17 protein-coding genes are annotated in these 24,419 nt (G+C 70.4%); 4 read left to right on the top strand and 13 right to left on the bottom strand.

Features of this window, described 5'->3' with window-relative positions:
- Positions 1-23 precede the first annotated feature (23 nt).
- The 4 genes from FU260_RS12640 to FU260_RS12625 form a co-directional block, all read right to left on the bottom strand.
- On the bottom strand, positions 24-362 hold the full coding sequence (locus FU260_RS12640; protein ID WP_147917384.1) for a hypothetical protein: 339 nt from the start codon (positions 360-362) through the stop codon (positions 24-26).
- On the bottom strand, positions 359-715 hold the full coding sequence (locus FU260_RS12635; RefSeq protein WP_147917383.1) for a DUF948 domain-containing protein: 357 nt from the start codon (positions 713-715) through the stop codon (positions 359-361). The genes FU260_RS12640 and FU260_RS12635 overlap by 4 nt, the downstream gene beginning before the upstream one ends.
- Positions 716-865: 150 nt before the next feature.
- On the bottom strand, positions 866-1,492 hold the full coding sequence (rpsD, locus tag FU260_RS12630) for a 30S ribosomal protein S4 (protein WP_147917382.1): 627 nt from the start codon (positions 1,490-1,492) through the stop codon (positions 866-868).
- Positions 1,493-1,801: 309 nt separating this feature from the next.
- Positions 1,802-3,154: a replication-associated recombination protein A gene (locus FU260_RS12625; protein ID WP_147917381.1), complete on the bottom strand. Its 1,353-nt coding sequence runs from the start codon at positions 3,152-3,154 to the stop codon at positions 1,802-1,804.
- A 33-nt stretch (positions 3,155-3,187) separates the two neighbouring features.
- Between FU260_RS12625 and FU260_RS12620 the strand changes: the two genes are divergently transcribed.
- Positions 3,188-5,485, top strand: a complete 2,298-nt coding sequence (locus FU260_RS12620; RefSeq protein WP_235912332.1) for an MMPL family transporter — start codon at positions 3,188-3,190, stop codon at positions 5,483-5,485.
- A gap of 62 nt (positions 5,486-5,547) precedes the next feature.
- On the opposite strand, the gene FU260_RS12615 is transcribed toward FU260_RS12620, so the two are convergent.
- From FU260_RS12615 to FU260_RS12600, 4 genes are read right to left on the bottom strand one after another with little or no spacing between them, the layout of a single operon-like run.
- Complete coding sequence (locus FU260_RS12615; protein WP_147917379.1) at positions 5,548-6,351, bottom strand: GNAT family N-acetyltransferase; 804 nt, start codon at positions 6,349-6,351, stop codon at positions 5,548-5,550.
- Complete coding sequence (aspS, locus tag FU260_RS12610; RefSeq protein WP_147917378.1) at positions 6,348-8,186, bottom strand: aspartate--tRNA ligase; 1,839 nt, start codon at positions 8,184-8,186, stop codon at positions 6,348-6,350. Before aspS ends, FU260_RS12615 begins: the two co-directional genes overlap by 4 nt.
- Before the next feature lie 54 nt (positions 8,187-8,240).
- Positions 8,241-9,959 carry a GTPase gene (locus FU260_RS23605; protein ID WP_168211766.1) on the bottom strand — a complete coding sequence of 573 codons (1,719 nt, stop codon included), beginning with the start codon at positions 9,957-9,959 and terminating at the stop codon, positions 8,241-8,243.
- Positions 9,956-11,653, bottom strand: a complete 1,698-nt coding sequence (locus tag FU260_RS12600) for a dynamin family protein (RefSeq protein ID WP_147917377.1) — start codon at positions 11,651-11,653, stop codon at positions 9,956-9,958. Before FU260_RS12600 ends, FU260_RS23605 begins: the two co-directional genes overlap by 4 nt.
- A gap of 310 nt (positions 11,654-11,963) precedes the next feature.
- Between FU260_RS12600 and FU260_RS12595 the strand changes: the two genes are divergently transcribed.
- Positions 11,964-13,802 carry a DEAD/DEAH box helicase gene (locus tag FU260_RS12595; protein WP_328593005.1) on the top strand — a complete coding sequence of 613 codons (1,839 nt, stop codon included), beginning with the start codon at positions 11,964-11,966 and terminating at the stop codon, positions 13,800-13,802.
- Positions 13,803-13,890: 88 nt separating this feature from the next.
- Here the strand turns inward: FU260_RS12595 and hisS are convergent, their stop codons facing one another.
- The gene (hisS, locus tag FU260_RS12590; protein WP_147917375.1) at positions 13,891-15,228 is read right to left on the bottom strand and encodes a histidine--tRNA ligase; all 1,338 of its coding nucleotides are present in this window, start codon (positions 15,226-15,228) and stop codon (positions 13,891-13,893) included.
- Between the two features lie 243 nt (positions 15,229-15,471).
- Here hisS and FU260_RS12585 point away from each other — a divergent pair, with 243 nt between their 5' ends.
- Both FU260_RS12585 and FU260_RS12580 read left to right on the top strand, forming a co-directional pair.
- Entirely contained in the window at positions 15,472-16,287 is an 816-nt protein-coding gene (locus FU260_RS12585) for a peptidylprolyl isomerase (protein ID WP_235912331.1), read from the top strand.
- Between the two features lie 56 nt (positions 16,288-16,343).
- Entirely contained in the window at positions 16,344-18,329 is a 1,986-nt protein-coding gene (locus tag FU260_RS12580) for a DUF349 domain-containing protein (RefSeq protein ID WP_147917373.1), read from the top strand.
- Positions 18,330-18,359: 30 nt separating this feature from the next.
- On the opposite strand, the gene FU260_RS12575 is transcribed toward FU260_RS12580, so the two are convergent.
- From FU260_RS12575 to secD, 4 genes are all read right to left on the bottom strand, one after another.
- A complete protein-coding gene (locus FU260_RS12575) occupies positions 18,360-20,696 on the bottom strand; it encodes a RelA/SpoT family protein (protein ID WP_147917372.1) in 2,337 nt (778 codons plus the stop codon).
- Positions 20,697-20,762: 66 nt separating this feature from the next.
- Positions 20,763-21,293 (bottom strand): adenine phosphoribosyltransferase, encoded by a 531-nt coding sequence (locus FU260_RS12570; protein WP_210418078.1) that lies wholly within the window; start codon positions 21,291-21,293, stop codon positions 20,763-20,765.
- Positions 21,294-21,301: 8 nt separating this feature from the next.
- A complete protein-coding gene (secF, locus tag FU260_RS12565; protein WP_147917370.1) occupies positions 21,302-22,402 on the bottom strand; it encodes a protein translocase subunit SecF in 1,101 nt (366 codons plus the stop codon).
- Entirely contained in the window at positions 22,402-24,408 is a 2,007-nt protein-coding gene (gene secD / locus FU260_RS12560; protein WP_147917369.1) for a protein translocase subunit SecD, read from the bottom strand. Before secD ends, secF begins: the two co-directional genes overlap by 1 nt.
- Positions 24,409-24,419 lie beyond the last annotated feature (11 nt).

The raw sequence follows: 24,419 nt of genomic DNA, 5'->3' as shown, positions 1-24,419 counted from the left end.
AGGTCTGGGTGGGCAGGGTCCGGTCAGTCGGACCAGTCGTCGTCGGTGAACTCCACACCGGCGGCGAACGGGTCGTCGGCGTCGGTGTTGCGGCGCTGGGCGCGCACGTCCCGTGCGCGAGCCAGCTCTTCCTCACTGGGCATCAGCGCCTCCATCAGCGCGGCCTCGTTCTCCGCCATCGAGGTGCGCACCTGCTCGCCGAGCTCTTTCGCGGCGACGGCCAGGGAGGCGATCGAGTCGGCGATGCCCGCCGGGCTGGTCAGCTTGGCCACGGCCCCGAACCGTTCGTTCGCCTTGGCGACCTGCCGAAGCACCACAATGGTTCCGACCACGCCGAGTCCGATCCAGACGGCACGCTTCACGACTTCTTCTCCCCCCGGCGGAAGAGTCCGCGCACGGCCATCGAGAACGCTGCCATCTTGATCAGCGGGGCACCGACCGTGGCTGCCACCAGCGAGGTGAGGGCGGAGACGTTCGTGGAGACCTCGGCTGCCGCTGTGGTGACGGTGTCCACCTTCGCGATCTGGCCATTCGTGGAACTGATGGTGGTGGCGGCCTCGTCGATCACCGGGAGGGTGTGCTCAGTGACGTCGGCGAGGCTGCGGCGAGCCTCGTCCATCACGCGGCCGAGCTTCAGCAGCGGTACGGCCAGTGCGCCAACCAGGAGCACGAAGGCGATCGCGGCAATGAGTCCGGCAATGTCGCCGATGGACATGGCGGTGGCTCCTCCTGATGTCGTGGGGCGGGCGCCGGATGCGGCAGCCCACAGGTGACCCTACCCGGGCCGGGGCGGGTGTGGCACCGACAACGGCGCCCCGGGTGCACACCGCAAGCGGTGTCCCCCCGGGGCGCGCGTGGTGCTCGGTCAGCGCGAGTAGTGCTCGACGACCAGCTGCACGTCGCAGGTGATCGGCACCTCGGCCCGCTTCGGACGGCGGACCAACTCGAAGCGCAGCTTCTCCAGCTGGACGTCCAAGTACTCCGGCAGGTTCGGCAGCACGTCCCGGTGGGCGCCGGCGGCGGCCACCTGGAACGGCACCATGGTCTGGCTGCGTGGCTTCGCCTGCACGACCTGGCCGGGCTTCACCCGGTAGGAGGGGCGGTCCACCAGCTTGCCGTCGACCAGGATGTGGCGGTGCACCACGTGCTGGCGGGCCTGGGCCATCGTCCGACCGAAGCCGGCACGCAGTACCAAGGCGTCCAGGCGGGTCTCCAGGTTCTCCACCAGCGTCTCACCGGTCAGGCCCTCCTCGCGGCGGGCCTCCTCGAACGCGCGGCGCAGCTGAGCCTCGCGGAGGCCGTACTGGGCGCGCAGACGCTGCTTCTCCTTCAGCCGGACCGCGTAGTCGGACTCGGTGCGGCGGCGGGCGCGGCCGTGCTCACCCGGCGGGTAGGGCCGCTTCTCGAAATACTTGACGGCCTTGGGGGTCAGCGCGAGCCCCAGGGCGCGAGAGAGCCGGACCTGCCGGCGCGTGCGGTTCTTCGAAGCCATGAACTACTTCCTGTCGTGATCTCAACGTCACACCACCGGGCGAGGTTCGCACCGGGCGTGCGGGGTCAACTCCAGGTCTGCTCGTTCCCGAGCGCCTCACCCGAGCAAGTGCTCGGCAGAGCGTCGGTGGGTGGCAGAGCCGTCGGCTAAGACCCCAGGCGTGCCCGTCTGGGCAACCTGGCAAGTGTAGCCCATCCCGGCGGGCCACCGGTGGTGACCACGGTCACCGCATGCCCACCGGTGGCGGCACCTGCTGGCCGGACGGCCAGCGGTGGGCGCTGCGGTGGTCTCGGGGTTCCCCGGCTGAGGTCAACTATCGCGTCCGAGCAGCCCACGCACCCGCTCCAACCGTTCGGACAACGTCCGTTCGAAGCCTCGGTCGGTCGGTCGGTAGTATCGGGCGCCGGTGAGCTCCTCGGGCAGATAGGTCTGCTTGGCGACGGCGTGTGGTTCGTCGTGCGAGTAGACGTACGCCAGGCCGTGGCCCAGCTTCTTCGCACCGCTGTAATGGGTGTCGCGCAGGTGGGCGGGCACCGTGCCGGCATTGCCGGCCCGGACCTCCGCGATCGCCTCGTCGATCCCGGTGTAGGCCGCGTTCGACTTTGGCGCGCTGGCCACGTGCACGACGGCTTCAGCGAGGATGATCCGGGCTTCGGGCATCCCGATCAGCGCCACCGCCTGGGCTGCCGCCACTGCAGTCTGCAGCGCGGTGGGGTCGGCCATCCCGACGTCCTCGGCGGCGGCGATCACGATCCGGCGGGCGATGAACCGGGGGTCCTCCCCCGCGACCACCATCCGGGCCAGGTAATGCAGCGCGGCGTCCACATCGCTGCCGCGCATCGACTTGATGAATGCACTGATCACGTCGTAGTGCTGGTCGCCGTCCCGGTCGTAGCGCACGGCGGCAACGTCGATGGCCTGTTCCATCGCCTCCAGGGTGATCTGCTCCGCACCGGACTCCAGGGCGGTACCGGCGGCGGCCTCCACGATGGTCAGTGCCTTGCGGGCATCACCGCCGGCGAGGCGGAGCAGGTAGTCCCGAGCCTCGTCGGCTAGCTCGATCCTCGCATTGAGACCCCGCTCGTCGGTCAGCGCCCTGGTCACCAGAGCGTCCAGGTCGGCGCTGGTCAGTTCCCGTAGCGTCAGCATGATCGAGCGGGAGAGCAGTGGGGAGATCACCGAGAAGGACGGGTTCTCCGTCGTCGCGGCCATCAGGGTGATCCACCGGTTCTCCACCGCCGGCAGCAGCGCGTCCTGCTGGGTCTTGGAGAACCGGTGCACCTCGTCGATGAACAGCACGGTCTCCTCCCCGGAGGTGACCAGCCGTCGGCGGGCCGCCTCGATCACCGCGCGGACGTCTTTCACCCCGGCGGTCACTGCGGACAGCTCCACGAATCGGCGCCCGGAGGATTGCGCCACCAGGTAGGCGAGGGTGGTCTTCCCGGTGCCCGGCGGGCCCCAGAGCACCACAGAGGACGGCGGCAGCGATCCCGGCTGGGGCGGCTCGATCAGTCGGCGCAGCGGTGACCCCGGCTCCAGGAGATGCTGTTGCCCGAGCACCTCATCGGCCGCAGCCGGCCGCATCCGTACCGCCAACGGTGCCGCGTCCCAGGTGCGGGGGACGCCGCTGTTGTCTTGACCGGCGGACTCGAACAGATCCACGACGCCAGCCTACGCGGCTGCCATGATTGGTCCGTGTTCGATCGCCTGGGGCGCACGATCGCCCGACACCCTCTGTTCACGGTACTGTCCTGGATCCTGCTGGTGGCCGTAGCCGGCAGCCTCGCGCTGACCGGCTTCGGTGGCCAAGGGCTCTTCGACCGGCTGCACTCCGGGGAGCCACAGGTGCCCGGGGCCGAGAGCCAGGAAGGCCGGGAGATCCTCGCCGACGCGGCCGAGGAGCCGACCACGGTGACCGCAGTGGTGCTCGGCGTGGAGATGGCAGACGAGCAGGCGGTGAGCACCGCCGGCCGGGCCCTCACCAGCACGCACTCCCGGCTGCTCGGTACCGAGGGGGTGGAAGCGGTCGCGGACCCGTTCGTGTTCCCCGAGGGCCTCGAGTCCGAGCAGGCTGCACCGTTCCTGGCCGCCGACGGCAACGGGTTCCTGATCACCGTCACTCTGGACGGTGCCCTCTCGGCGGACGCGGAGACGGCGGCGGAGCAGGACGTGGCAGATCAGCTCACCGCCTTCGGGACCGAGCTGGGCGAGCCGGCCCGCGTGGTCGTCTCCAGCGACGCCCTGCTCACCGCCTCGATCGTGGACCAGATGGAGAAGGACCTCACCCGCGGTGAGGCGGTCGCGCTGCCGATCTCGTTGCTGATCATGGTGGTGGTCTTCGGCGGGTTCCTCGCGGCGGGGATGCCGCTCGCCGGTGCGATCGCGTCGATCGGCGGGGGCCTGGGGGCACTGCTCGGGTTCTCCCACCTGATCGAGCTGGACTCGGTGGTGGTGAACGTCGTCACCGTCCTCGGCCTCGGGCTATCCATCGACTACGGCCTGCTGATCGTCTCCCGGTACCGGGAGGAGATCCGCCGCGAAGTGGATGCGGAGCTGGCCGAGACGCTACCGGGTGAGCGGCGCCGCACCCGGGCTCGGCGGCAGTCGCGGCGCCGTGATGCCGCAGTGGAACGTGCCTTGCGCAGCACGCTCACGACGGCGGGGCGTACAGTCACGTTCTCCGCCCTCACCGTGGCGATCGCGATCGCCGGGCTGCTGCTGCTCCGCCCGGAGATCCTCCGCTCGCTCGGAGCTGCCGGGGTCTCGGTGGTGGTGATCGCGGTGGCCTCGGCACTCACTCTGGTGCCGGCGCTGCTGGCGCTGCGCGGGCGGCGGATGCTCCGTCCGCCGCTGCTGCGCCGGGTTCCCGGGCTCCGGGCGCTGCTCGGCACGCTCGGCGAGAGTGCACCCGAGCATGGGTTCTTCTCCCGACTGGCCGGTGGGGTGCAACGGCGCCCGTGGCTGGTGATGGTCGCGACCGCCGGTGTTCTGGTGTTCCTGGCCTCCCCGCTGCTCGGCCTGAACCTGCGGAACACCACGACCGAGATGGTGCCGGAAGGCTCGGACCAGCGTGAGTTCCTCACCGTGGTCGAGGAGCAGTACCCGGCGTTCAACACGCCTCCGGTGCAGGTGCTGGTGGCCGGGAGTGCGGAGGACGCTGCGACGTTCGCCGAGCAGGTCGCCGGAGTCGCCGGCGTGACCGAGGCCACGGTCGCCGAGGAGGTGAACGAGCAGTACCAGGTCCTCGCCGTCCAGGTGGACTCCGCCGACCCCGGTGGTGAGGTCGCGACCGACGTGGTTCGGGCCATCCGTGACCTCGACCCGACACCGGTGGCCCAGATCTGGGTACTCGGCCAGGCGGCGAACCAGCTCGACTTCACCGAGGCGCTGGTGCAAGGACTCCCCCTCGCTGCCGGCATCGTGGTGCTGGCCACCTTCGTGCTGCTGTTCCTGATGACCGGCTCGTTGCTGGTGCCGCTGAAGGCGCTGATCGTGAACGCGCTGTCCTTGTCCGCGTCGCTCGGCGTGACCACCTGGGTGTTCCAGGAGGGGCATCTGGCCGGGCTGCTCGACTTCACCCCGGTCGGAGGCCTGGAGTCCTATGTGGTGGCGGTGGTGGTCGCGTTCGGCTTCGGCTTGGCGATGGACTACGAGGTGTTCCTCATCGCCCGGATCAAGGAGTTCTACGACGGTGGCCGCGGGGGTATCCACCTCGGTGACAATGACGCCTCGGTGCGCGCTGGCCTGCAGCAGTCCGGGCGGATCATCACCTCGGCGGCGCTGGTGATCATCGTGGTGTTTGCCGGCTTCGCCAGCGGGGAGCTGCTGCCGATCAAGGAGGTCGGGGTGGCGCTAGCGGTGACCGTGCTGATCGACGCCACGCTGGTGCGGATGCTGCTGGTACCGGCGACGATGACCCTGCTCGGCCGGCGCAACTGGTGGGCACCCCGCCCGCTCGCCCGCCTGCACCGCCGCTTCGGCATCCAGCACTAAGCACGGGTCGTCATGTCAGAGGTGCGCCCCAGCGCACTCCCCACAGGACGACCAGGCCGAAGTCAGCGAGCGGGGCGGCGGGACTCCACCTCCTGGCCGAGGCGATACCCCAGCCGCAGGTACACCCGCCGGGCGGCGACGTTGTCCGCGTACAGCCCCAGGCTCACCTGACCGGCCTGGGCCAGCCCGATCCGGGTCAGCGCCGCCGTCATCATCGCGGCCAAGCCACGACGGCGCCACTGTGGGTGCGTACCGATCGAGCCCAGGTGCAGCTCACCCGCCCGGACGGTCGCTGCCGCCATGCAGCGCAGCACACCGCCGGAGTCCCGCCAGCCGAACCAGCGTGTGTCCGGCCGGTCCAGGGTGGTGTAGCTCTGCGGCAGCACCAGGCGCTGCAGACCCGCCAGTTCCGCCCGGTCGGTGGTCAGATCCAGCTCGACCACCCGATCCTCCCCGGGCTGGGCCGGCGGCTCGGTGGTGGTCACCAGCCAGTCCCAGTGCGCCACCTGCTCGAGCCCGAGCCGATCGCGCACGAGGGCCGGCACCAGGTCCCAGGCGCCCCGGGTCAGACTGGCCACGGCCACCGAAGTGGACTCCAGGCCGCTACCCGGCAGTGCTGACCCACCGTCGTCGAACGCCGCCGCGACCACGGGGGCCAGCTCCTCCGGCTCGCCGACGCCGACCAGCGCCCGGCTGGTCCCGTCACCGGCCACTGTGGTCAGCGCGAGGGCGCGGGCATCACCCCAGGCGATCGTGTCGGTGTACCGAGGCAGGTCGGCGGCCAGAAACGGGAACGTGCGCCACGGCTGTGGAACGTCCGATGGATTGCGGACCGGAAAGAAGCGCGGAGTGGGCGCCGTGCTCACCGCGAGGCGGTGCTGGCGGCGTCTGCACCGCCCGCCGCAGCAGCAGCGGCCTCCGGCCCGCCCTTCGGTTCCGGCTTCGCATCCACTCCGGCCTCTTTGCGCTGTGCCGCGGTGATCGGCGCCGGCGCACCGGTGAGCGGGTCGTAACCGCCACCGGACTTCGGGAACGCGATCACGTCCCGGATGGAGTCGGCTCCGGCCAGCAACGCCACGATCCGGTCCCAGCCGAAGGCGATCCCGCCGTGCGGTGGGGCACCGTAGGCGAACGCCTCGAGCAGGAACCCGAACTTCTCCTCGGCCTCCTCCTCGCTGATCCCCATCACGGCGAACACCCGCTCCTGCACCTCGCGGGAGTGGATACGGATCGACCCACCACCGATCTCGTTGCCGTTGCAGACGATGTCGTAGGCATAGGCCAGGGCGCTGCCGGGGTCGGTGTCGAAGGAGTCCAGGTACTCCGGCCGGGGCGAGGTGAACGCGTGGTGCACCGCCGTCCACTTGCCACTGCCCACGGCCACGTCACCAGCGGCCACTGCCTCGTCGGCGGCTTCGAACAACGGTGCATCCACCACCCACACGAACGCCCAGGCCTCGGTGTCGATGAGCTCACAGCGGCGGCCGATCTCCAGCCGGGCCGCACCGAGCAGGGCTCGGCCGGCGTTCCGGGTGCCGGCGGCGAAGAAGATGCAGTCCCCCGGTGCGGCACCGGTGGCGGCGGCCAGCCCGTCGCGCTCGGTGTCGGTGAGGTTCTTCGCCACCGGGCCGCCCAGGGTGCCGTCGTCGGCGACCGTGACGTACGCCAGCCCCTTGGCGCCGCGCTGCTTGGCCCACTCCTGCCACGCGTCGAACTGCCGGCGCGGCTGACTGCCACCACCGGGCATCACCACAGCGCCCACGTAGGGCGCCTGGAACACCCGGAACGAGGTGTCGGCGAAGTAGTCGGTCAGGTCGGTCAGCTCCAGGTCGAAGCGCAGGTCCGGCTTGTCGGTGCCGTACCGGCGCATCGCCTCGGCGTACGTGATCCGCGGGATCGGGGTGGTGATGGTGTGCCCGATCAGCTCCCACAGGGCCGTCAGCACCTGCTCGGCCAGGGCGATCACGTCGTCCTGCTCGGCGAAGCTCAGCTCCACGTCCAGCTGGGTGAACTCCGGCTGCCGGTCGGCACGGAAGTCCTCGTCCCGGTAGCAGCGGGCGATCTGGTAGTACCGCTCCATCCCGGCCACCATCAACAGCTGCTTGAACAGCTGCGGCGACTGCGGCAGGGCGTACCAGGAGCCCGGCGCCAACCGCGCCGGCACCACGAAGTCCCGCGCCCCCTCCGGAGTAGACCTGGTCAGCGTGGGTGTCTCGATCTCCACGAACCCCTCGCCGTCGAGCACGGTCCGTGCGGCCCGGTTCACCGCCGAACGCAACCGGAGCGCACTGGCCGGACCCGGCCGGCGCAGGTCGAGGTAGCGGTACTTCAGCGCCACCTCCTCCCCCACACTCACCTGTTCGTCGATGGCTGTGGAGACCTGGAACGGCAGCGCAGCGGAGGTGTTCAGCACGACGACGTCGCTCGCGATCACCTCGATCTCACCGGTGCCGAGGTTCGGGTTGGTGTTCCCCTCCGGGCGCTCGGCGACCTCACCGCTCACCTGCAGGACGAACTCCGAGCGCAGCGGGTGGGCCACCTCCTCATCGCGCACCACCACCTGCACGATCCCCGAGGCATCCCGCAGATCCAGGAACGCGACCCCACCGTGATCGCGACGACGGTCCACCCACCCGGTCAGGGTGACGATGGTGCCGATGTCACCGGCGCGCAGGGTGCCGGCCTGGTGGGTACGAAGCACGAGGATCCTCCCGGGAACGTGACTGGGCCGCGGTGGTCGCGACGCCAGTCGATCCTAATGCTTCCCCACCACCTGCCGGATCGCGTCGGCGTACTCCTCGGCCTCACCGACGCGTCCGGCCAGTGGGTCGAGGACGTCCCGCCCGGCAACCACCCCGATCGCCTCGGTCAGCCGCCGGTGCATCCGGCGCCGGCGCCGACCCGCCCCGACCCGAGCTGCCACGGCCGTGCCCACGGCGACCAGCACCCCGGCCGCCGCCCCGGCGACCAGCAGCGCCACCGGCCACGGCACTGCCGGCAGCTCCGGCCAGGGCGGCTGCGCCGGCACCGGTCCGAGCTGAGGCGTCCAGATCGGACCCACGCCCAGGTAGCGCAGTCCGAGGATCGCCGCCAGCCACAGCAGTCCGACTGCCAGCACTGCGAACAGCAACCACTGCAGCGCGCTGCACAGGGCGAACCAGGAGGGGTCCTTCCCGGCGCGCCGGTCCGGGCTGCGGGCGAGCACCCCGGCGATCGCCTCCTGACCGCTCTGGGTCACCTCGGGGCCCTGCTGGGAGACCTCGGCGTGCAGGTACTGCCGCCACGGTGGCTCACTGGCTCCGACCACGTCGCTGGTGGCCTGGGTGAGCGCCCGACCCACTGCGGCCTGTGCGGCAGGGTCCTGCTCCGGCATCGATGGCGCAGTGAGCACCTCGCCATCGTGGCCGTCGGTGGGGTGGCCCGGGGCGGGGTGCCGACCGAGGCCGCCGCCCAGGTGCAGTCGCCGCAGCGGGTCCACCCGGAACCGGCCGAGCCACCGGGTGATCGGCCAGCCGGTGCGCGCCTTGGCCCGCATCCGGAACGAGCTGGCCACCGCATCGGCGACTCGGTCGGCCCCGACTGCGGTGCTCAGCTGCTCGGTGAGCGCGCGCCGCACCCCGGGGCTCACCCCGGGTGCCTGCACCGGCGGGCAGACCTGGGCAAGCGTGTCCGCCGCAGTGGCCAGGTCGGCCGAGAGCCGGCGCTGCACGTTCTTCCGGTCCCGGGCGACGGCGGAGATCGCCGTGGTCAGGTCCTCGAGCCCTTCGCCGGTGGTCGCCGAGGTGGGCAGCACGGTGACCTTCTCCAGCCCGTCGGCGGCCAGGCGGTCGGTGAGGTCGGCGAGCACCGGCCGGCGGTCCGCGCCGGCGAGGGTGTCCACCTGGTTCAGCACCACCAGCATCACGTCCGCGTGCCGGGCCATCGGGCGCAGGTACTGCTGGTGGACGACGGCATCGGCGTACTTCTGCGGGTCGAGCACCCAGACCAGGACATCGGCGCGCTGGGTGAGGTGCTCAGCACGCAGGTGGTGGTCCCGGCGCAACGAGTCCACGTCCGGCAGGTCGATCAGCACGGCCGACGCGAGCCGGGAGTGGTTCACCTCGGCGCGGTGGGTCACACCGAGCCAGTCCAGCAGCTCACCCGGGTCCGTAGGTTCGCCGCCGCGGCAGATCACCGCCTGCGCCTGCGCAGTCGTCGGCCGCCGGGCACCAACGGTGGCGACCGCCGCGCCGGCGAGGGCGTTCAGCAGCGAGGACTTGCCGCTGCCGGTGGCCCCGGCCAGGGCGACCACGGTGTGCTCCGCGGACAGCTCGACCCGCTGCTCGGCCCGGGTGGTGGCCCCGCGGGCGAGCTGGATCGCGTTCTGCAGCTCGGGATGGCTGCCTCCGGCCGCGTGGCGAACCTTCTCCGCCAGGTCGGTGGCCCGCTGCAGGGCGGCGAGCCGCTGGGCCAACGAGCCCTGGGCCCGCTTCACGCGAGCTCCTCGGCCGCGCGTCCCAGCGCGGTCACAGCCCGGCGGATCTGCTCTGCGGAGGCCTGCGTGCCGCGAGGGTTCGGTAGCAACTGGGTGAACCGGGCCCGTTCGCCCTCGAACAGGCCGGTGACCCGCTCGGCGAGGTCCTGCCGCGCGTTCTCGGCAAGCCGCCGCACCGCCTGGTCGCCGAAGATCGCCTCGAGCAGCTTCTGTGCAACCACTGCGGTACCGCCGGCGATCGCCACTTCGGCGCCGACCAGGCCTCCAGTGGAGGCGAACGCGAGCACCATCAGCACCACGGCGATCCCGTTCACCCCGAACGCCAGTACCCGGGCGGTGAACCGCTTGTCCTTGCCCTCGGTCCGCACCAGCTCGAGCACGTACCGCTGCCAGTCCCGGATCGCGGTGGCGGCATCGGCGGAGAAGGTCTCTGCGGCTCGCTCCAGCTCGGCGCCGGTGAGCATCGGGCGGCTGGCCGGCTGCTGCCAGAGCTGGCTGTAGGCGCGGTAGGCGGCCTGATCCGCCTGCTCGGTGAGCACACTGTGCAGCCCCTGCTCCAACGCACGCTCTACGCGGCGGGCCGGGCGGGGCTTGCCGGTGACGAACGCCGTCGCGCGGTCCCGGAGGCGACCGACGCCTGCCTCGACGGACCGGAAGAACTCCCCGGTGCCGACGAAGTCCTGCCAGCGGGACAGCACCTCGCCACGCAGCAGTGCGCCGTCGGCGACCCGGCCGAGCAGCTCGGTGACGTCGAAGATCTCCGCCACCTGCTGGTGCAGGTCCTGCGCGGCGCGGGTCTGCGCGTCGACGGCGGCCGTGATGGTGCCGGCCGAGGTGGTGGCGCCGCGCACCGCACCGGCCAGGGTGCGCCGGGCGACCTGACTGCGGGCCGCGGCGTCCTCGGTGAGGTGGTCCAGCCAGCCGCGCAGATCGTCCACAGCGCCGTGAGGCAGCATGCCGCGCACGTCCAGCTCGGTCTCGGTGAGCAGGAACAGCGGCGCCTCGCGGAGGCCGTGATCGGCGAGCATGCCGGCCAGATCGTCGCTGACTTCCGCCTGCACCTGCGGCGGTATCCGGTCCAGTACCACCGAGACCACCACGTCCCGCGCGGCGGCGGCGGTGAGCAGGTCCCAGGGCACCGCATCGGCATAGCGGTGTGCCGTGGTGACGAACAGCCACAGGTCGGCGGCGGCGAGCAGCTGGGCGGCGAGGTGCCGGTTCGCATCCACCACCGAGTCGATGTCCGGTGCGTCCAGCAGCGCCAGGCCGGGGCCGATCGCCTCGCTGGCAGTCAGCCGGAGCACCTGGGAGGTGCCAGCCGACGGCGGTTCCTGCCCTGGCGAGCTGGTGGTCAGCCGAGGGAGGTGCGGCAGGATGCGTGCTTCGGCGAACCAGTGCGCGTCGTCGGGGTGGTGGATCAGCAGCGGGTCCCGGGTGGTGGGCCGGATCGCGCCAGCAGGAGTGAGGACGTCGCCGACCAGTGCATTGACCAGGGTCGACTTGCCCGCACCGGTGGAGCCGCCCACGACGGCGAGCAGCGGCGCCTCCAGGGAGGCCGCGCGTGGGATCAGGTAGTCCTCGAGCTGGTCACCGAGCTGCTGGCGCGCTGTGCGGGCCGCAGCAGCCTCGGGCAGTTCCAGGGGCAGGGCGGCGCCGGCGATCGCCTCCCGCAGGGCCCTGAGCGCGTCGTCCATGCGGCGATCATGCCAGGTGGGCGCCGATGCGCGTGCGGAGGTGAGGTTGGGCACAGTACCCGCGGATTTGAGTCCCTGGCGCGTACACTGGTGAGTACTTGGAGCGCAGATCCCGCGGACAAGCCCCTTTCTACCGGCACTCAGGCACGACGATGCCTGGCCAGGCCGGATCCCAGCGGCAGTTGAGCTGGCCCGATCACACGAGGTGATCGAGGACGTTCGGGCTGAGGCGGAGCAGGGCCCACCGGTCCGCCGCCTCCATCCCCGATGAAAGTGCTGGATGTCTCCTGTGACGACCGATACTGCCCCTGTGTCTGCCCGCGCCGCCGAGAACGACGCCGCGCCGCAGGCCGCGACGACTCCGACGTTCGCCGATCTCGACCTGCCCGCTGACCTGCTCGCCACTGTGCAGCAGCTCGGCTTCACCACGCCCACCGAGATCCAGTCGGCCACCATCCCGGCCCTGCTCGCCGGCCGGGACGTGACCGGTGTCGCGCAGACCGGTACCGGCAAGACCGCCGCGTTCGCGTTGCCGATGCTCGCCGGCCTGGAGCCGGCTGCGCGCCGGGTACAGGCGCTGGTGCTCGTACCCACCCGCGAGCTGGCGATCCAGGTGGCCGACGCCGTCCAGTCGATGGCTCCGCGCGGCCTGGCCCGGGTGCTGGCGATCTACGGTGGTGCACCGTACGGGCCGCAGTTGCGTGGCCTGTCCGACGGCGCGCAGATCGTGGTCGGTACCCCCGGCCGGGTGATCGACATGCTGGACAAGCGTGCGCTGGACCTGTCCGAGCTGGGCTACCTGGTGCTCGACGAGGCCGACGAGATGCTGCGCATGGGCTTCGCCGAGGATGTCGACCGGATCCTCGCCTCTGCGGCGCCCACCCGGCAGACGGCCCTCTTCTCCGCCACGATGCCGCGTGCGATCCGTACGGTCGCGCGTGAGCACATGAACGACCCGGTGGAGGTGGCCACCTCGCGTCCGTCCTCCACCACCACGACGATCACCCAGACCTATGCCGTGGTGCCCTTCCGGCACAAGGTCGGGGCACTCGCCCGGGTGCTGGCGACCTCGGAGGCCGAGGCCGCTGTGGTGTTCGTGCGCACCCGGCAGACCGCCGAGGAGGTCGGCAACGCGCTGGTCGAGCGCGGCGTGTCCGCAGCGGCTATCAGCGGTGACGTCGCGCAGCGGGACCGGGAGCGGATCATCGAGCGGTTGCGCAGCGGGCTGGTGCGCGTCCTGGTGGCCACCGACGTCGCCGCCCGGGGCATGGATGTGGACCGGCTCGGGCTGGTGGTCAACTTCGACATCCCGCGCGAGGCGGAGGCCTACGTGCACCGGATCGGGCGCACCGGCCGCGCCGGGCGTGCCGGGCAGGCACTGACCTTCTTCACCCCGCGCGAGCGGAGCCGGCTGCGGATGATCGAGCGGCACACCGGCGCCACGATGACCGAGGCGTCGATCCCCACACCGGCGCAGGTGAGCGAGCACCGGGCCCGCCGGGTGCTGGACGCCCTGCCGGCGCGAGTGTCGGCCGGCAGGCTGGAGATGTACCGGGACCTGCTTGCCGGGCACGTCGGCGACGGCGATGTGGTGACTGCCGCTGCCGCGCTCCTTGCGCAGAGCGTGGGCGACGAGGGCCCCCAGCGTTCCCGGGACGAGGACGAGATCACGTCGCAGAGCTTCGAGCCGGACAGCGGCCGGGGTGGCGACCGCGGTGACCGCCGGAACGGTCCGCGCGGGGGCGCCCGGGCGAATGGTCCGGCTCAGTTCGCCGGGCCGGGCACCGTGTACCGCGTGGCCGTGGGGCACACGAACGGGGTGCGCCCGCAGGACATCGTCGGCGCGATCACCGGTGAGGGTGGTCTGCGCGGCAGCGACCTGGGCAAGATCCAGATCTTCTCCCGGTTCTCCCTGGTGCAGATCACTACCGAGCTGAGTGGGGCGACCCTGGGCAAGATCGGTGCCGCCCGGGTGGCCGGTCAGCAGCTGCGGATCCGGCCGGATGAGGGCCCGCGCGGCCGGGCCGGTGGCGATCGTCCGCACCGCGGCGGTCCGCGTTCGGACCGGGGCCGTGGTCCGGACTCGCACCGCGGCCCGGGGGCCCGCCGGGACGGCTTTCGGCGGAAGAGCTACGACAGCACCCGGTAGACCCGAGCAGACCTGACTGCGGATCAGGGATGCGAACGCCCCCTGGGGCGGTAGATGAACTACTGCACCAGGGGGCGTTCGCGTGTCCTCAGTCGGCGCGGACGACCCGCGGCCAGAGGTCCTCGGCCGGTGGCGCCCAGGTGGCCGGGTCGGCCGGCGCCTGCTCCCCGGAACGGATGTCCTTGACCTCGTGGCCGGTGCCGGCAGGGAACCACACGAACGGGATCGACCGGCGGTCGGCGAACCGGATCTGCTTGCCGAACTTGGCAGCACTGGGTGCGACATCGGTGGGGATGCCCCGCGCGCGCAGCGCAGCGGCCACGTCGTTACTCGCTTGGCGGTGCTCCTCGTCCGCCACGGCCACCAGCACCGCGGTCGGTACCGGCCGAGTGGCTTCGGCGAGCCCCTCGGCGAGGATCCGGGAGACCAGACGGGAGATCCCGATGGACAGGCCGACCCCCGGGAAGGTCCTCGAGCCGTCCGAGGCGAGCGAGTCATACCGTCCGCCGGAGCAGATGGAGCCGAGGCTCTCGTGCCCGAGCAGCACCGTCTCGTAGACAGTGCCGGTGTAGTAGTCCAGGCCCCGAGCGATCTGCAGGTCGGCCACCACCACGCCCGGCAGACGCCGCTCGGCCGTCTCGACCAGTGCCATCAGCTCCCCCAGGCCCTCCTCGAGGAGCTCGGAGGTGACCCCCAGGCCTCTGACCTGGTCGGCGACCCGGGCGTCGTTACCCGAGATCGCGGCCAGGTCCAGGCACGCCTGGGCCTGTTCGGCGGTGGCGCCATTGTCTCGCTGGAGCGCTTCGCGGACTCCGGCTGCACCGATCTTGTCCAGCTTGTCGATCGTGCGCAGCACACCGTCGACGTCCTCGATGCCGAGACCTTCATAGAACCCCTGCGACACCTTGCGGTTGTTGACGCGGATTCGTACCGGCGGCAGGCCCAGCTCGGCGAGGGCGGCGAAAGCCTCCGCGATCACCAGTGGCATCTCCACCTCGTAGTGGAACGGCAGCGTGTCGGCCGCGACGACGTCGATATCCGCCTGGGTGAACTCCCGGAAGCGGCCATCCTGCGGCCGCTCCCCCCGCCAAACCCGCTGGATCTGGTAGCGCTTGAAGGGGAAGGACAGGTGCCCGGCGTTCTCCAGCACGTACCGTGCGAACGGCACCGTCAGGTCGAAGTGCAGACCGAGGGAGCGGGCGTCGGTCTCCTCGCCCTCCGCCTGCAGCCTGCGCAGCAGGTAGACCTCTTTGGACGTCTCCCCCTTGCTCAGCAGCCGCTCCAGTGGTTCCACCGCCCGGGTCTCGATCCCGGTGTAGCCATGCAGTTCGAACACCCGGCGCACCTGGTCGAGGATGGTCGTCTCCACGATGCGCCCAGCGGGCAGCCATTCGGGGAATCCGGACAGGGGTGCGATTCGTGCCATAGCGGTATCCTCCCATCGGTTTGACCGCAGTGCGTCGCGCGGGGTCCACACCGGGCTGTTCGAGGTGCTGGTGAGGCCAGTTGTGACCATCCCGTAACCCCGTCGAGGGCCCGCCGTGTCCGATCGATGTGGCAGCGTTGCCTAGTATTGGCCAGGCCAGCACTCGTTGTGCTGCGACCAGCAGAGCTAGGCGGAGCCGGTAGAGCTGCGCTCTCGACCATGATCAGCGACGAAGGAGGCGGGGTGTCCCCGAGCAAGCGGGAGCGTGAGTATGCCCGTCGACGGCACCAGAAACGGCTCGCGCGCCAGGCCCGGGCTGCCCGTTCCGCGCGGCGGAAGCGGATCATTGCCGCCTCGGTGGTGGCGGTGCTGATCGCGGCGGGAGCGATCGCTCTGATCGTGACCCAGCAGGGCGAGAGCGTCCCGGAGGCCGCAGACACCCCCACACCCGCCGCCGAGGAGACCCCCGGGGAGGAGACGGCGCCGGGTGAGGACTCCTCGCTGGAGCCGTTGCCGACCACTGCGCCGCAGCCCTACTCCGCTCCCCCGCCGGCCACTGACGCGCTGGATACCGACTGGCAGGGGACGATCCACACGAACATGGGCGACATCTCGGTGACGCTCGCCGGTGCCGACGCTCCGCAGGCCGTGTCCTCGTTCCTGATGCTCGCCGGTGACGGCTACTTCGACGGCACAGCGTGCCACCGCCTGCTGCCGGACTCGCTGCTGCAGTGCGGTGACCCGACGGCATCGGGCACTGGTGGTCCCGGCTACTCCTTCGGCCCGGTCGAGAATGCCCCGAGCGACGACGTGTACCCCGCTGGCACCCTCGCGATGGCCCGGCAGGGCAATAACGGAGAGAGCATGGGGTCGCAGTTCTTCCTCGTCTTCGAGGAGGTCACGCTGCCCAGCGACGAAGCCGGCGGGTACACGGTGTTCGGCCAGATCACCGAGGGCCTGGACATCCTCCAGCAGATCGGTGCCGCCGGAACCGCCGAAGGCAGCAGTGACGGCCGACCGGCCGAGAACGTGATCATCGAGAGTGTGGACATCCAGTGACCGAGCAGCAGCCACTACCTGACCAAGCCCTGGCCACCGAGACGAGTGAGACACCTGTGAACGAGCAGAACCGGCCCGATGCTCCTGCCACCAGCGCCGAGGAGGAGACGGTCAGCGCATCGGCTGCAGTAGACGAAGCGGTGTCGCAGGACGCGGCGGCGCAGGAGGGCGTGCCTGAGCAGGCCGCGGCGCAGGAGGGCGTGCCTGAGCAGGCCGCGGCGCAGGAGACATCGTCTGAGCCGGCCGCGCCCGCGGCCGGCGCCCCCGCGCAGGGTAGCCCCGTCACCTCTCCCCCGCCGGACGGCGATCAGGCGGCTGCCGAGGCGGAGGAGACCGCCGCCGTGGCTGAGCAGGCGGACGCCGTGGCGGAGGCTCCGGCAGAAGCCGCGAGCGATGCGGTCGCTGGTGATACGCCGGACGGCGATGCGGCTGCGGGTGAGGCGGCCGCTGATGATGCCGATGCCCCCGCGGGCGACGCGACCGATGCCGATGCCCCCGCGGGCGAGGCGACCGATGCCGATGCCCCCGCAGGCGACGCGACCGATACCGGAGGCAGCACCCCGGAGTCGGCGGGTGAGGATGCCGCGGCGAGCAAGCAGGCACCGGCGCCCGTACCTACTCCGGCGCAGATTCCCACACCGGCACAGATCCCGACTCCCGCGCAGATCCCTACCCCGAAGGCGATGGCCAAGGCGCGGCCGGCCCCACCCGCTGGCGGTACCACCGCTCCAGGCGCGGCGGCACCGGTCACTCCGGTCACCGAACCGGAAGCCGCGGCGATGGATCCGGCCGAGGTGGCCGCCGCCCGAGAGTTCGGTCGGGTGGCCGAGGACGGCACCGTCTACGTGCGGGAGGAAGCCGACGAGCGCATCGTCGGGCAGTTCCCGGACGTCAGCGAGGACGAGGCGCTGTCCCTGTACATCCGCCGCTTCCTGGACCTGAAGGCACAGGTCGACCTGTTCGCCACCCGTCTGCCCCAACTGACGATCAAGGACATCGACGGCACACTGCGGAGCCTGACCGAAGCACTGGCCGAGCCTGCCGCCGTCGGTGATCTGAATGGCCTCCGTACTCGCCTGGAGGAGCTTCGCGAGCAGGCGAAGGAACGCCGTCGGGAGATTACCGCCGAGCGGGAGAAGGCCCGAGCCCAAGCGCTCGAAGAGCGCACCAAGATCGTGGAACGGGCCGAAGCGATCGCCGCCACCGACCCGTCCCGGATGCAGTGGCGGGCCCAGGGCGAACAGTTGCGCACGCTGCTGGAGGAGTGGAAGAAGGCGCAGAAGGCCGGTCCGCGTCTGGACCGCCCCAGCGAGGACGCGCTGTGGAAGCGGTTCGCCGCCTCCCGGTCGCAGTTCGACCGGCACCGCCGGCAGTACTTCGCCGAACTGGACAAGACCCACGGTGAGGCGAAGGAGATCAAGGAGCGTCTGATCGTCCGAGCAGAGGCGCTCTCCTCCTCCACCGACTGGGGGCCCACCACGATCGCTTACCGTGACCTGATGGCCGAATGGAAGGCTGCCGGCCGCGCTGCCCGCAAGGATGACGACGCCCTCTGGGCCCGTTTCCGCGGCGCCCAGGACGTCTTCTTCGAGGCGCGGAACGCGCAGAACGCCCAGGTCGACGCCGAGTACGGGGAGAACCTCAAGGTCAAGGAGGCGATCCTGGCCGAGGCTGAGGCGCTGCTCCCGGTCCGGGACCTCAAGGCCGCCAAGGCGAAGCTGCGCGATATCCAGGACCGCTGGGAAGAGGCGGGCAAGGTGCCCCGCGGCGACCTGCAGCGGGTCGAAGGCCGGATGCGCGCTGTGGAGCAGGCGGTCCGGGACACCGACCAGCAGGAGTGGCGCAGGAAGAACCCGCGGGTGCGCGCTCGAGCAGAAGGTGCCGCCGCCCAGCTTGAAGAAGCGATCGCCGGTCTGGAGGCCGAGCTCAGCCAGGCTCAGGCCAGTGGTGAGGCAAAGAAGATCCACCAGGCCCAGGAGGCACTCGACGCCCGCCGCGCCTGGTTGGAGCAGGTGCAGCGGGCGGCAGACGACGCCCGCTGACCCCGGTCACCCCAGACGAGAGACTGGGGGCTACTGGGCGTCCGCTGGCGAGGTCTGCCTCGGTCGGCTGCCGGTGAACCGGAACACGTCGTATACGCCGTCGATGTTGCGCACCGCTCGCAAGACGTGGCCCAGGTGTGACGGCTCGGCCATCTCGAACACGAACCGGGACTGGGCTGTCCGGTCCCGGGACGTGGCCACGTTCGCGGACAGGATGTTCACGTGGTTCTCGGAGAGCACCTTGGTGACGTCGGAGAGCAGACCGTTGCGATCGAGCGCATCCACCTGGATCTGGACCAGGAACACGCTCTGCGCTCCTGGCGACCACTCGACGTCGATCATCCGCTCCGGCTGCCGGCGCAGCCCGGCCACGTTGGTGCAGTCCTCCCGGTGTACCGAGACACCCGCCCCGCGGGTGATGAAACCGACGATCGGGTCACCGGGCACCGGCGTGCAGCACTTGGCCAGCTTCGTCCACATGTCCCCGGAGTCCATCCCGGTGATCAGGATCCCGGGGTCGCCGGCCTTGCCGGCGTGCTGGCGCGTGCCCGGGCGCGTGACCTCGGCGATGTCCTCCTCTGCGGCGTCCTCTCCCCCGATCGAGGCCACCAGGCGCTTGACGACGTTCGGCGCCGAGACGTGCCCCTCGCCCACGGCCGCGTACAGCGCGGACACGTCGTTGTAGCGCATCTCGTCGGCCAGGGCGACCAGCGTGTCGTGGTTCAGCAGCCGCTGCATCGGCAGATTCTGCTTGCGCAGCGCCTTAGCGATCAGCGTCTTGCCGGACTCGACCGCCTCTTCGCGGCGTTCCTTGGAGAACCAGGACCGGATCTTGTTCCGGGCGCGTGGTGTCTTCACGAAGCCGAGCCAGTCCTGACTGGGCCCGGCACCGTCCGCCTTGGAGGTGAACACCTCGACGGTGTCGCCGTTCTCCAGCGTGGAGTCCAACGGCACCAGACGACCGTTCACCCGTGCGCCCACGGTGCGCTGTCCCACCTCCGTGTGCACGGCGTAGGCGAAGTCCACCGGGGTGGCACCGGCAGCCAGCGCCATCACATCCCCCTTCGGGGTGAACACGTACACCTGCGCACCGGACATCTCATAGCGCAGCGAGTCGAGGAACTCCCCCGGGTCGGCCGTCTCCCGCTGCCAGTCCACCAACTGGCGCAGCCACGGCATCGAGTCGGCCTCAGCGCTGGCCTTGGCACCGGCCTTGGCCGACTGCCGGGCGGTCTCCTTGTACTTCCAGTGTGCGGCGACGCCGTACTCGGCCCGCCGGTGCATATCGTGACTGCGGATCTGGATCTCCACCGGCTTGCCGGTCGGACCGATCACTGTGGTGTGCAACGACTGGTACATGTTGAACTTCGGCATCGCGATGTAGTCCTTGAACCGCCCGGGTACCGGGTTCCATCGCGCATGCAGGGCACCGAGTGCTCCGTAGCAGTCCCGCACACTGTCCACCAGCACCCGCACGCCGACCAAGTCGTAAATGTCGCCGAAGTCTCGCCCCCGCACGATCATCTTCTGGTAGATCGAGTAGTAGTGCTTGGGCCGGCCGGTCACCGTCGCCTTGATCTTCGCCGCACGCAGATCCTCGACCACCTGGTCGCGCACGATCGCAAGGAATTCCTCCCGAGCAGGCGCCCGCTCGGTGACCAAGTGCACGATCTCGGAGTACACCTTCGGGTATAGGGTGGCGAAGGAGAGGTCTTCGAGCTCCCACTTGATCGTGTTCATCCCGAGTCGGTGCGCCAGTGGCGCGTAGATCTCCAGCGTCTCCCGCGCCTTGCGGGACGCAGACTCGGCGGAGACGTACTTCCAGGTCCGGGCGTTGTGCAGCCGGTCCGCAAGCTTGATCACCAGCACGCGAATATCGCGCGCCATAGCGATCACCATCTTGCGGACGGTCTCGGCCTGGGCTGCTTCGCCGTAGCTGACCTTGTCCAGCTTGGTGACGCCGTCCACCAGCAGGGCGATCTCCTCGCCGAACTCCTTGCGCAGCTCGGCCAGGCCGTAACTGGTGTCCTCCACCGTGTCGTGCAGCAGTGCCGCCGCCAGCGTCGGCGGGGTCATGCCCAGCTCAGCGAGGATGGTGGCCACGGCCACCGGGTGGGTGATGTACGGGTCGCCGCTCTTGCGGACCTGACCGGTGTGGGCGCGTTCGGCCACCCGGTAGGCGCGGTCCAGGATCGAGGTATCCATCCGCGGGTGATTCGTCCGCACCACGCGGACCAGCGGCTCGATCGCCGCTGGCGTGGAGTGGCCGCGGCCACCGAACCGCACCAGCCGGGAGCGCACCCGGGCCGGCGGAACAGCATGGCCCGGGCGGGCATCCTGCTCCTGTGCGGCCAGCTCCTCGCTCATTCGGCCATGATACGCCGCAGGCCGCAGGTTTCTCGCCGGCGAGCCGCCAGCGCGGCGGCCCTCGTTTCAGTAGGTCAGCAGCGCGTGAACGTCCCGGTCGGCGACCCGGTTGCGGCCACCCAGCTCGGACAGCTCGATGAGGAAACCGAGACCCGCCACTCGCGCTCCGCACTCCTGAAGCAGCGTGCACGCCGCGGCCGCGGTACCGCCGGTGGCCAAGACGTCGTCGAGCACGGCGATCCGGGAGCCGGGACGCACCGCATGCTCGGACACCTCCAGCGTCGCCGTCCCATACTCGAGCGAGTAGTCGGCGCTGCGCACCGGTGGCGGCAGCTTGCCTGCCTTGCGCACGGCGATCAGCGAGCAGCCGAGCACTGCGGCCAGCGGTGCCGCGAACAGGAACCCGCGTGCCTCGATACCGGCGACAGCATCCACCTCACCCCCAAAGGTGTCCGCGAGGTTGGAGATCACCGCAGAGAACGCCGTGGCGTCGCCCAGCAGCGGGGTGATGTCCCGGAACAGTACGCCGGGCTCGGGGAAATCGGGAACGTCTCGGACTCGGCTGGAGATCAGGTCGTGCAGCCGGGTGGAGACCACGCTCGGCGTCACTTCTTGCGCTTCGACTTCCGTCGCGGCTGCGCCTGCTGCCCGAGGTGCGACCCGGCACGCAGGCCGGCGGCCCCGACAGCCACGGACTCCGCCGGCAGACCCTCCGCCTCTGCCGCGGAGATCCGGTCCTCGCGCAGCGCCAACACCTTCTCGGTGTGCTCCTTGATCGCTGCGGTGCGCTGGTAGAAGGCGACCTGCATCGGTGTGGCGATGAAGATCGAGGAGAACGTGCCCACAAGCATCCCGATGAATAGCACCAGCGCGATGTCCCGGAGCGTTCCGGCGCCGAGCAGGAACGCACCGACGAACAAGATCGCCGCCACCGGGAGCACGGCCACCACGGAGGTGTTGATCGAGCGGACCAGGGTCTGGTTCACCGCGAGGTTCGCGCCCTCGGCGTAGGTGAACCGGGTCTGGTCCAGCACGCCGGCGGTGTTCTCCCGGACCTTGTCGAAGACCACCACGGTGTCGTACAGCGAATAGCCGAGGATGGTGAGGAACCCGATCACCGTCGCTGGGGTGACTTCGAATCCGATCAGAGCGTAGATGCCGACGGTGATCACCAGGTCGTGGAAGAGTGCGACCAGGGCACCGGCAGCCATCGTCCATTGCCGGAAGTAGAGCGTCATCACGATGGAGACCAGCACCAGGAAGATGACCAGTCCCTGGACGGCCTTGCTGGTCACATCGGCACCCCAGGTGGGCCCGACGAACGAGGACGTGACGTCGTCCGGACTGGTGCCGTAGGCCTCGGCCAGCTGCTCGGCGACGTCTTGGGTCTGGGCTTCGCTGAGCGATTCGGTCTGCACCCGCACCGTCGATCCGCCCACGCTGGTGACCTGAGCCACCTGGCCGGTGACCACCTCGTCGAGCGCAGACTGGGCGAGGTCCTCATTCTGGGACTGGGCGTTGGAGACGGTGAACTCCGAGCCACCGCGGAAGTCGATCCCGGCGTTCAGGCCCTTGATGCCGACCAGCAGCCCGGAGAGCACCACGATCACCAGGCCGATGGTGAACCACATCCGGCGCCTGCCGACGATGTCGTACGAACGCTGACCGGAGTACAGGTCGTTTCCGAACTTGGCGAAGCTGGCCATCAGCGGTCACCCTTCCGGCTGGTGGAGGAGAGTTCGGAGTCGGCGGGGCCATCCTCTGCCGAGTCCGCGCTGTCCGGTTCGTCCGCGGATCCTGGCGAACCTGCGGATCCCGCCGATGAGCCGGAGGCGGCTCGCTCGGCCGCGCGCCGTCGTTCGGCGATCGACTCCCCGGAGCGCAGCCGCCCGCGGCCGCGGTAGACCGGGACCGTGGCACCCAGGTGCTTCGGGTCCAGCCCCGAGAAGCGGTGCCCGCCACCGAAGAACTTGGTCCGGACCAGCGCCTGCACCATCGGGTGCGTGAACAGCATCACCACGATCACGTCGATGATGGTGGTCAGGCCGAGGGTGAACGCGAATCCGCGGACTCCGCCGACGGAGAGGGTGTACAGCACGACTGCGGCAAGCAGGTTCACGGCGTCGGAGGCCAGGATGGTGCGGCGGGCGCGCTTCCAGCCGAGTTCGACGGCGTCTTCCAGCCGTCTGCCCTCTCTGACCTCATCGCGTATTCGTTCGAAGTAGACGATGAAGGAGTCGGCGGTGATACCGATGGCGATGATCAGACCGGCGACACCGGCCAGGGAGAGGCGGTAGCCGATCAGCTCGGAGAGCGCGGTGATCGACCCGTAGGTGAGGGCACCGGCGACGCTGAGGCTGAGCAGCGTGACGATCGCCAGGCCGCGGTACTGCACGATCGAGTACACCACCACGAGCGCGAGCCCGATCAGTCCGGCGAGCATTCCCCGCTCCAGCTGTTCGGTGCCGAGCGTGGCGGAGATCTCCTCCTGGCTGCGCAGCTCGAACGTGATCGGCAGCGAACCGTAGTTCAGCTGGTTCGCCAGACCGATGGTCTGCTCCTGGGTGAACGGATTCTGCGGGTTGCCGGTGATCTGCGCCTGCCCGCCTGCGATCACCTGAGTCACCGACGGCGAGGAGATCACCAGTCGGTCCAGGACGATCGCGAACCGGTTCTGCCCGGTAGCGGTCATCGAGGCCAGCCGCTGGGTCACCTCTTCGAACTTCTGCCCGCCCTCGGAGGTGAAGTTCAGCTGGACCATGTAGTTGTTGGTGACCGCACCTTGTTCGGTGGTCTCCAGTGCGGAGTTCGCCGAGCTGACGTCGGTGCCTTCGAGCTCTGCCGGGCCGAGGATGTACTTCGCCTGCCCGTCAGTGCCGCAGGAGACCAGCGGCTGCTCCGGGTCGTCGCCGCCGCCACCGGCCAGGTTCGCCGGGTCGGTGCAGTCCAGCATGTAGAAGTCGTACATCACCTGCTCGGTGATCCACGCGGTGTCCGAGGCGCTGGTCGGCTCGGTGGCCGGCTCGTTGGACAACTCACCGTTACCGTCGGTGTCGGCCGCCTGCATCGCCGCTGCCTCGATCTCCTCCGGGCTGAAGCTCTGTGGCTGCTCGGACGGCGTCTCGCTGGGCTGCTCGGCGCCCTCGTCCGTGGGCTGCTCGCTGGCCTCGTCGGACGGCTCCTCGGTGCCGTCATCCGGAGCGTCTTCAGGGGCACGCGCCTGCGCACCACTGACCGGGCCACCGCCACCCTGGTTGGCCTGGTCCTGCTGGGTGGCCTGCTCCTGCTGGGCGGCTGCCGCGGCGGGGTCGATCTGCCCCGGGCCGGCCTCGGTCAGCAGCACCCGGAAGCGCAGCTGCGCACTGGCCTGCACCAGTTCGATCGTCTCCTGGTCGGGGTCACCAGGAAGCTGCACCACGATGTTCGTGCCGCCCTGGCTGGAGATCTCCGCTTCGGACACACCGGACGCGTTCACCCGCTGCCGCATGATCCGGATGGCTTCGCCGATCTGGTCGTCACTGACCTGCGCGCCCTCGGCGCTCGGAGTGAGGATCAGCTGGGTGCCGCCCTCCAGGTCGAGCGCCAGGCCGGGCGTCATCTCCCCTTCGCCCCAGAGGCTGTTCGCCGTCAGCCCTCCATAGACGAGGGCGACGAGGAACAGCAGAAAGGTCAGAGTGCGCAGCGGGCGCACTCCACGCGTACGAGATGCCAACGGGATCTTCT

Origin of the sequence: Ruania zhangjianzhongii, assembly GCF_008000995.1 — a bacterium.
GTDB classification, from domain to species: Bacteria; Actinomycetota; Actinomycetes; order Actinomycetales; family Beutenbergiaceae; genus Ruania; species Ruania zhangjianzhongii.
Note: the sequence above shows the minus strand (reverse complement) of the source record. Positions and strands in the feature narration are given on the sequence as shown.

What these genes read in the sequence shown, in the direction of transcription:
- secF (WP_147917370.1), bottom strand. Translation starts at nt 22,402, where the DNA reads ATGGCCAGCTTCGCCAAGTTCGGAAACGACCTGTACTCCGGTCAGCGT.
- hisS (WP_147917375.1), bottom strand. Translation starts at nt 15,228, where the DNA reads ATGGCACGAATCGCACCCCTGTCCGGATTCCCCGAATGGCTGCCCGCT.
- FU260_RS12635 (WP_147917383.1), bottom strand. Translation starts at nt 715, where the DNA reads ATGTCCATCGGCGACATTGCCGGACTCATTGCCGCGATCGCCTTCGTG.
- FU260_RS12575 (WP_147917372.1), bottom strand. Translation starts at nt 20,696, where the DNA reads ATGAGCGAGGAGCTGGCCGCACAGGAGCAGGATGCCCGCCCGGGCCAT.
- FU260_RS12600 (WP_147917377.1), bottom strand. Translation starts at nt 11,653, where the DNA reads ATGGACGACGCGCTCAGGGCCCTGCGGGAGGCGATCGCCGGCGCCGCC.
- rpsD (WP_147917382.1), bottom strand. Translation starts at nt 1,492, where the DNA reads ATGGCTTCGAAGAACCGCACGCGCCGGCAGGTCCGGCTCTCTCGCGCC.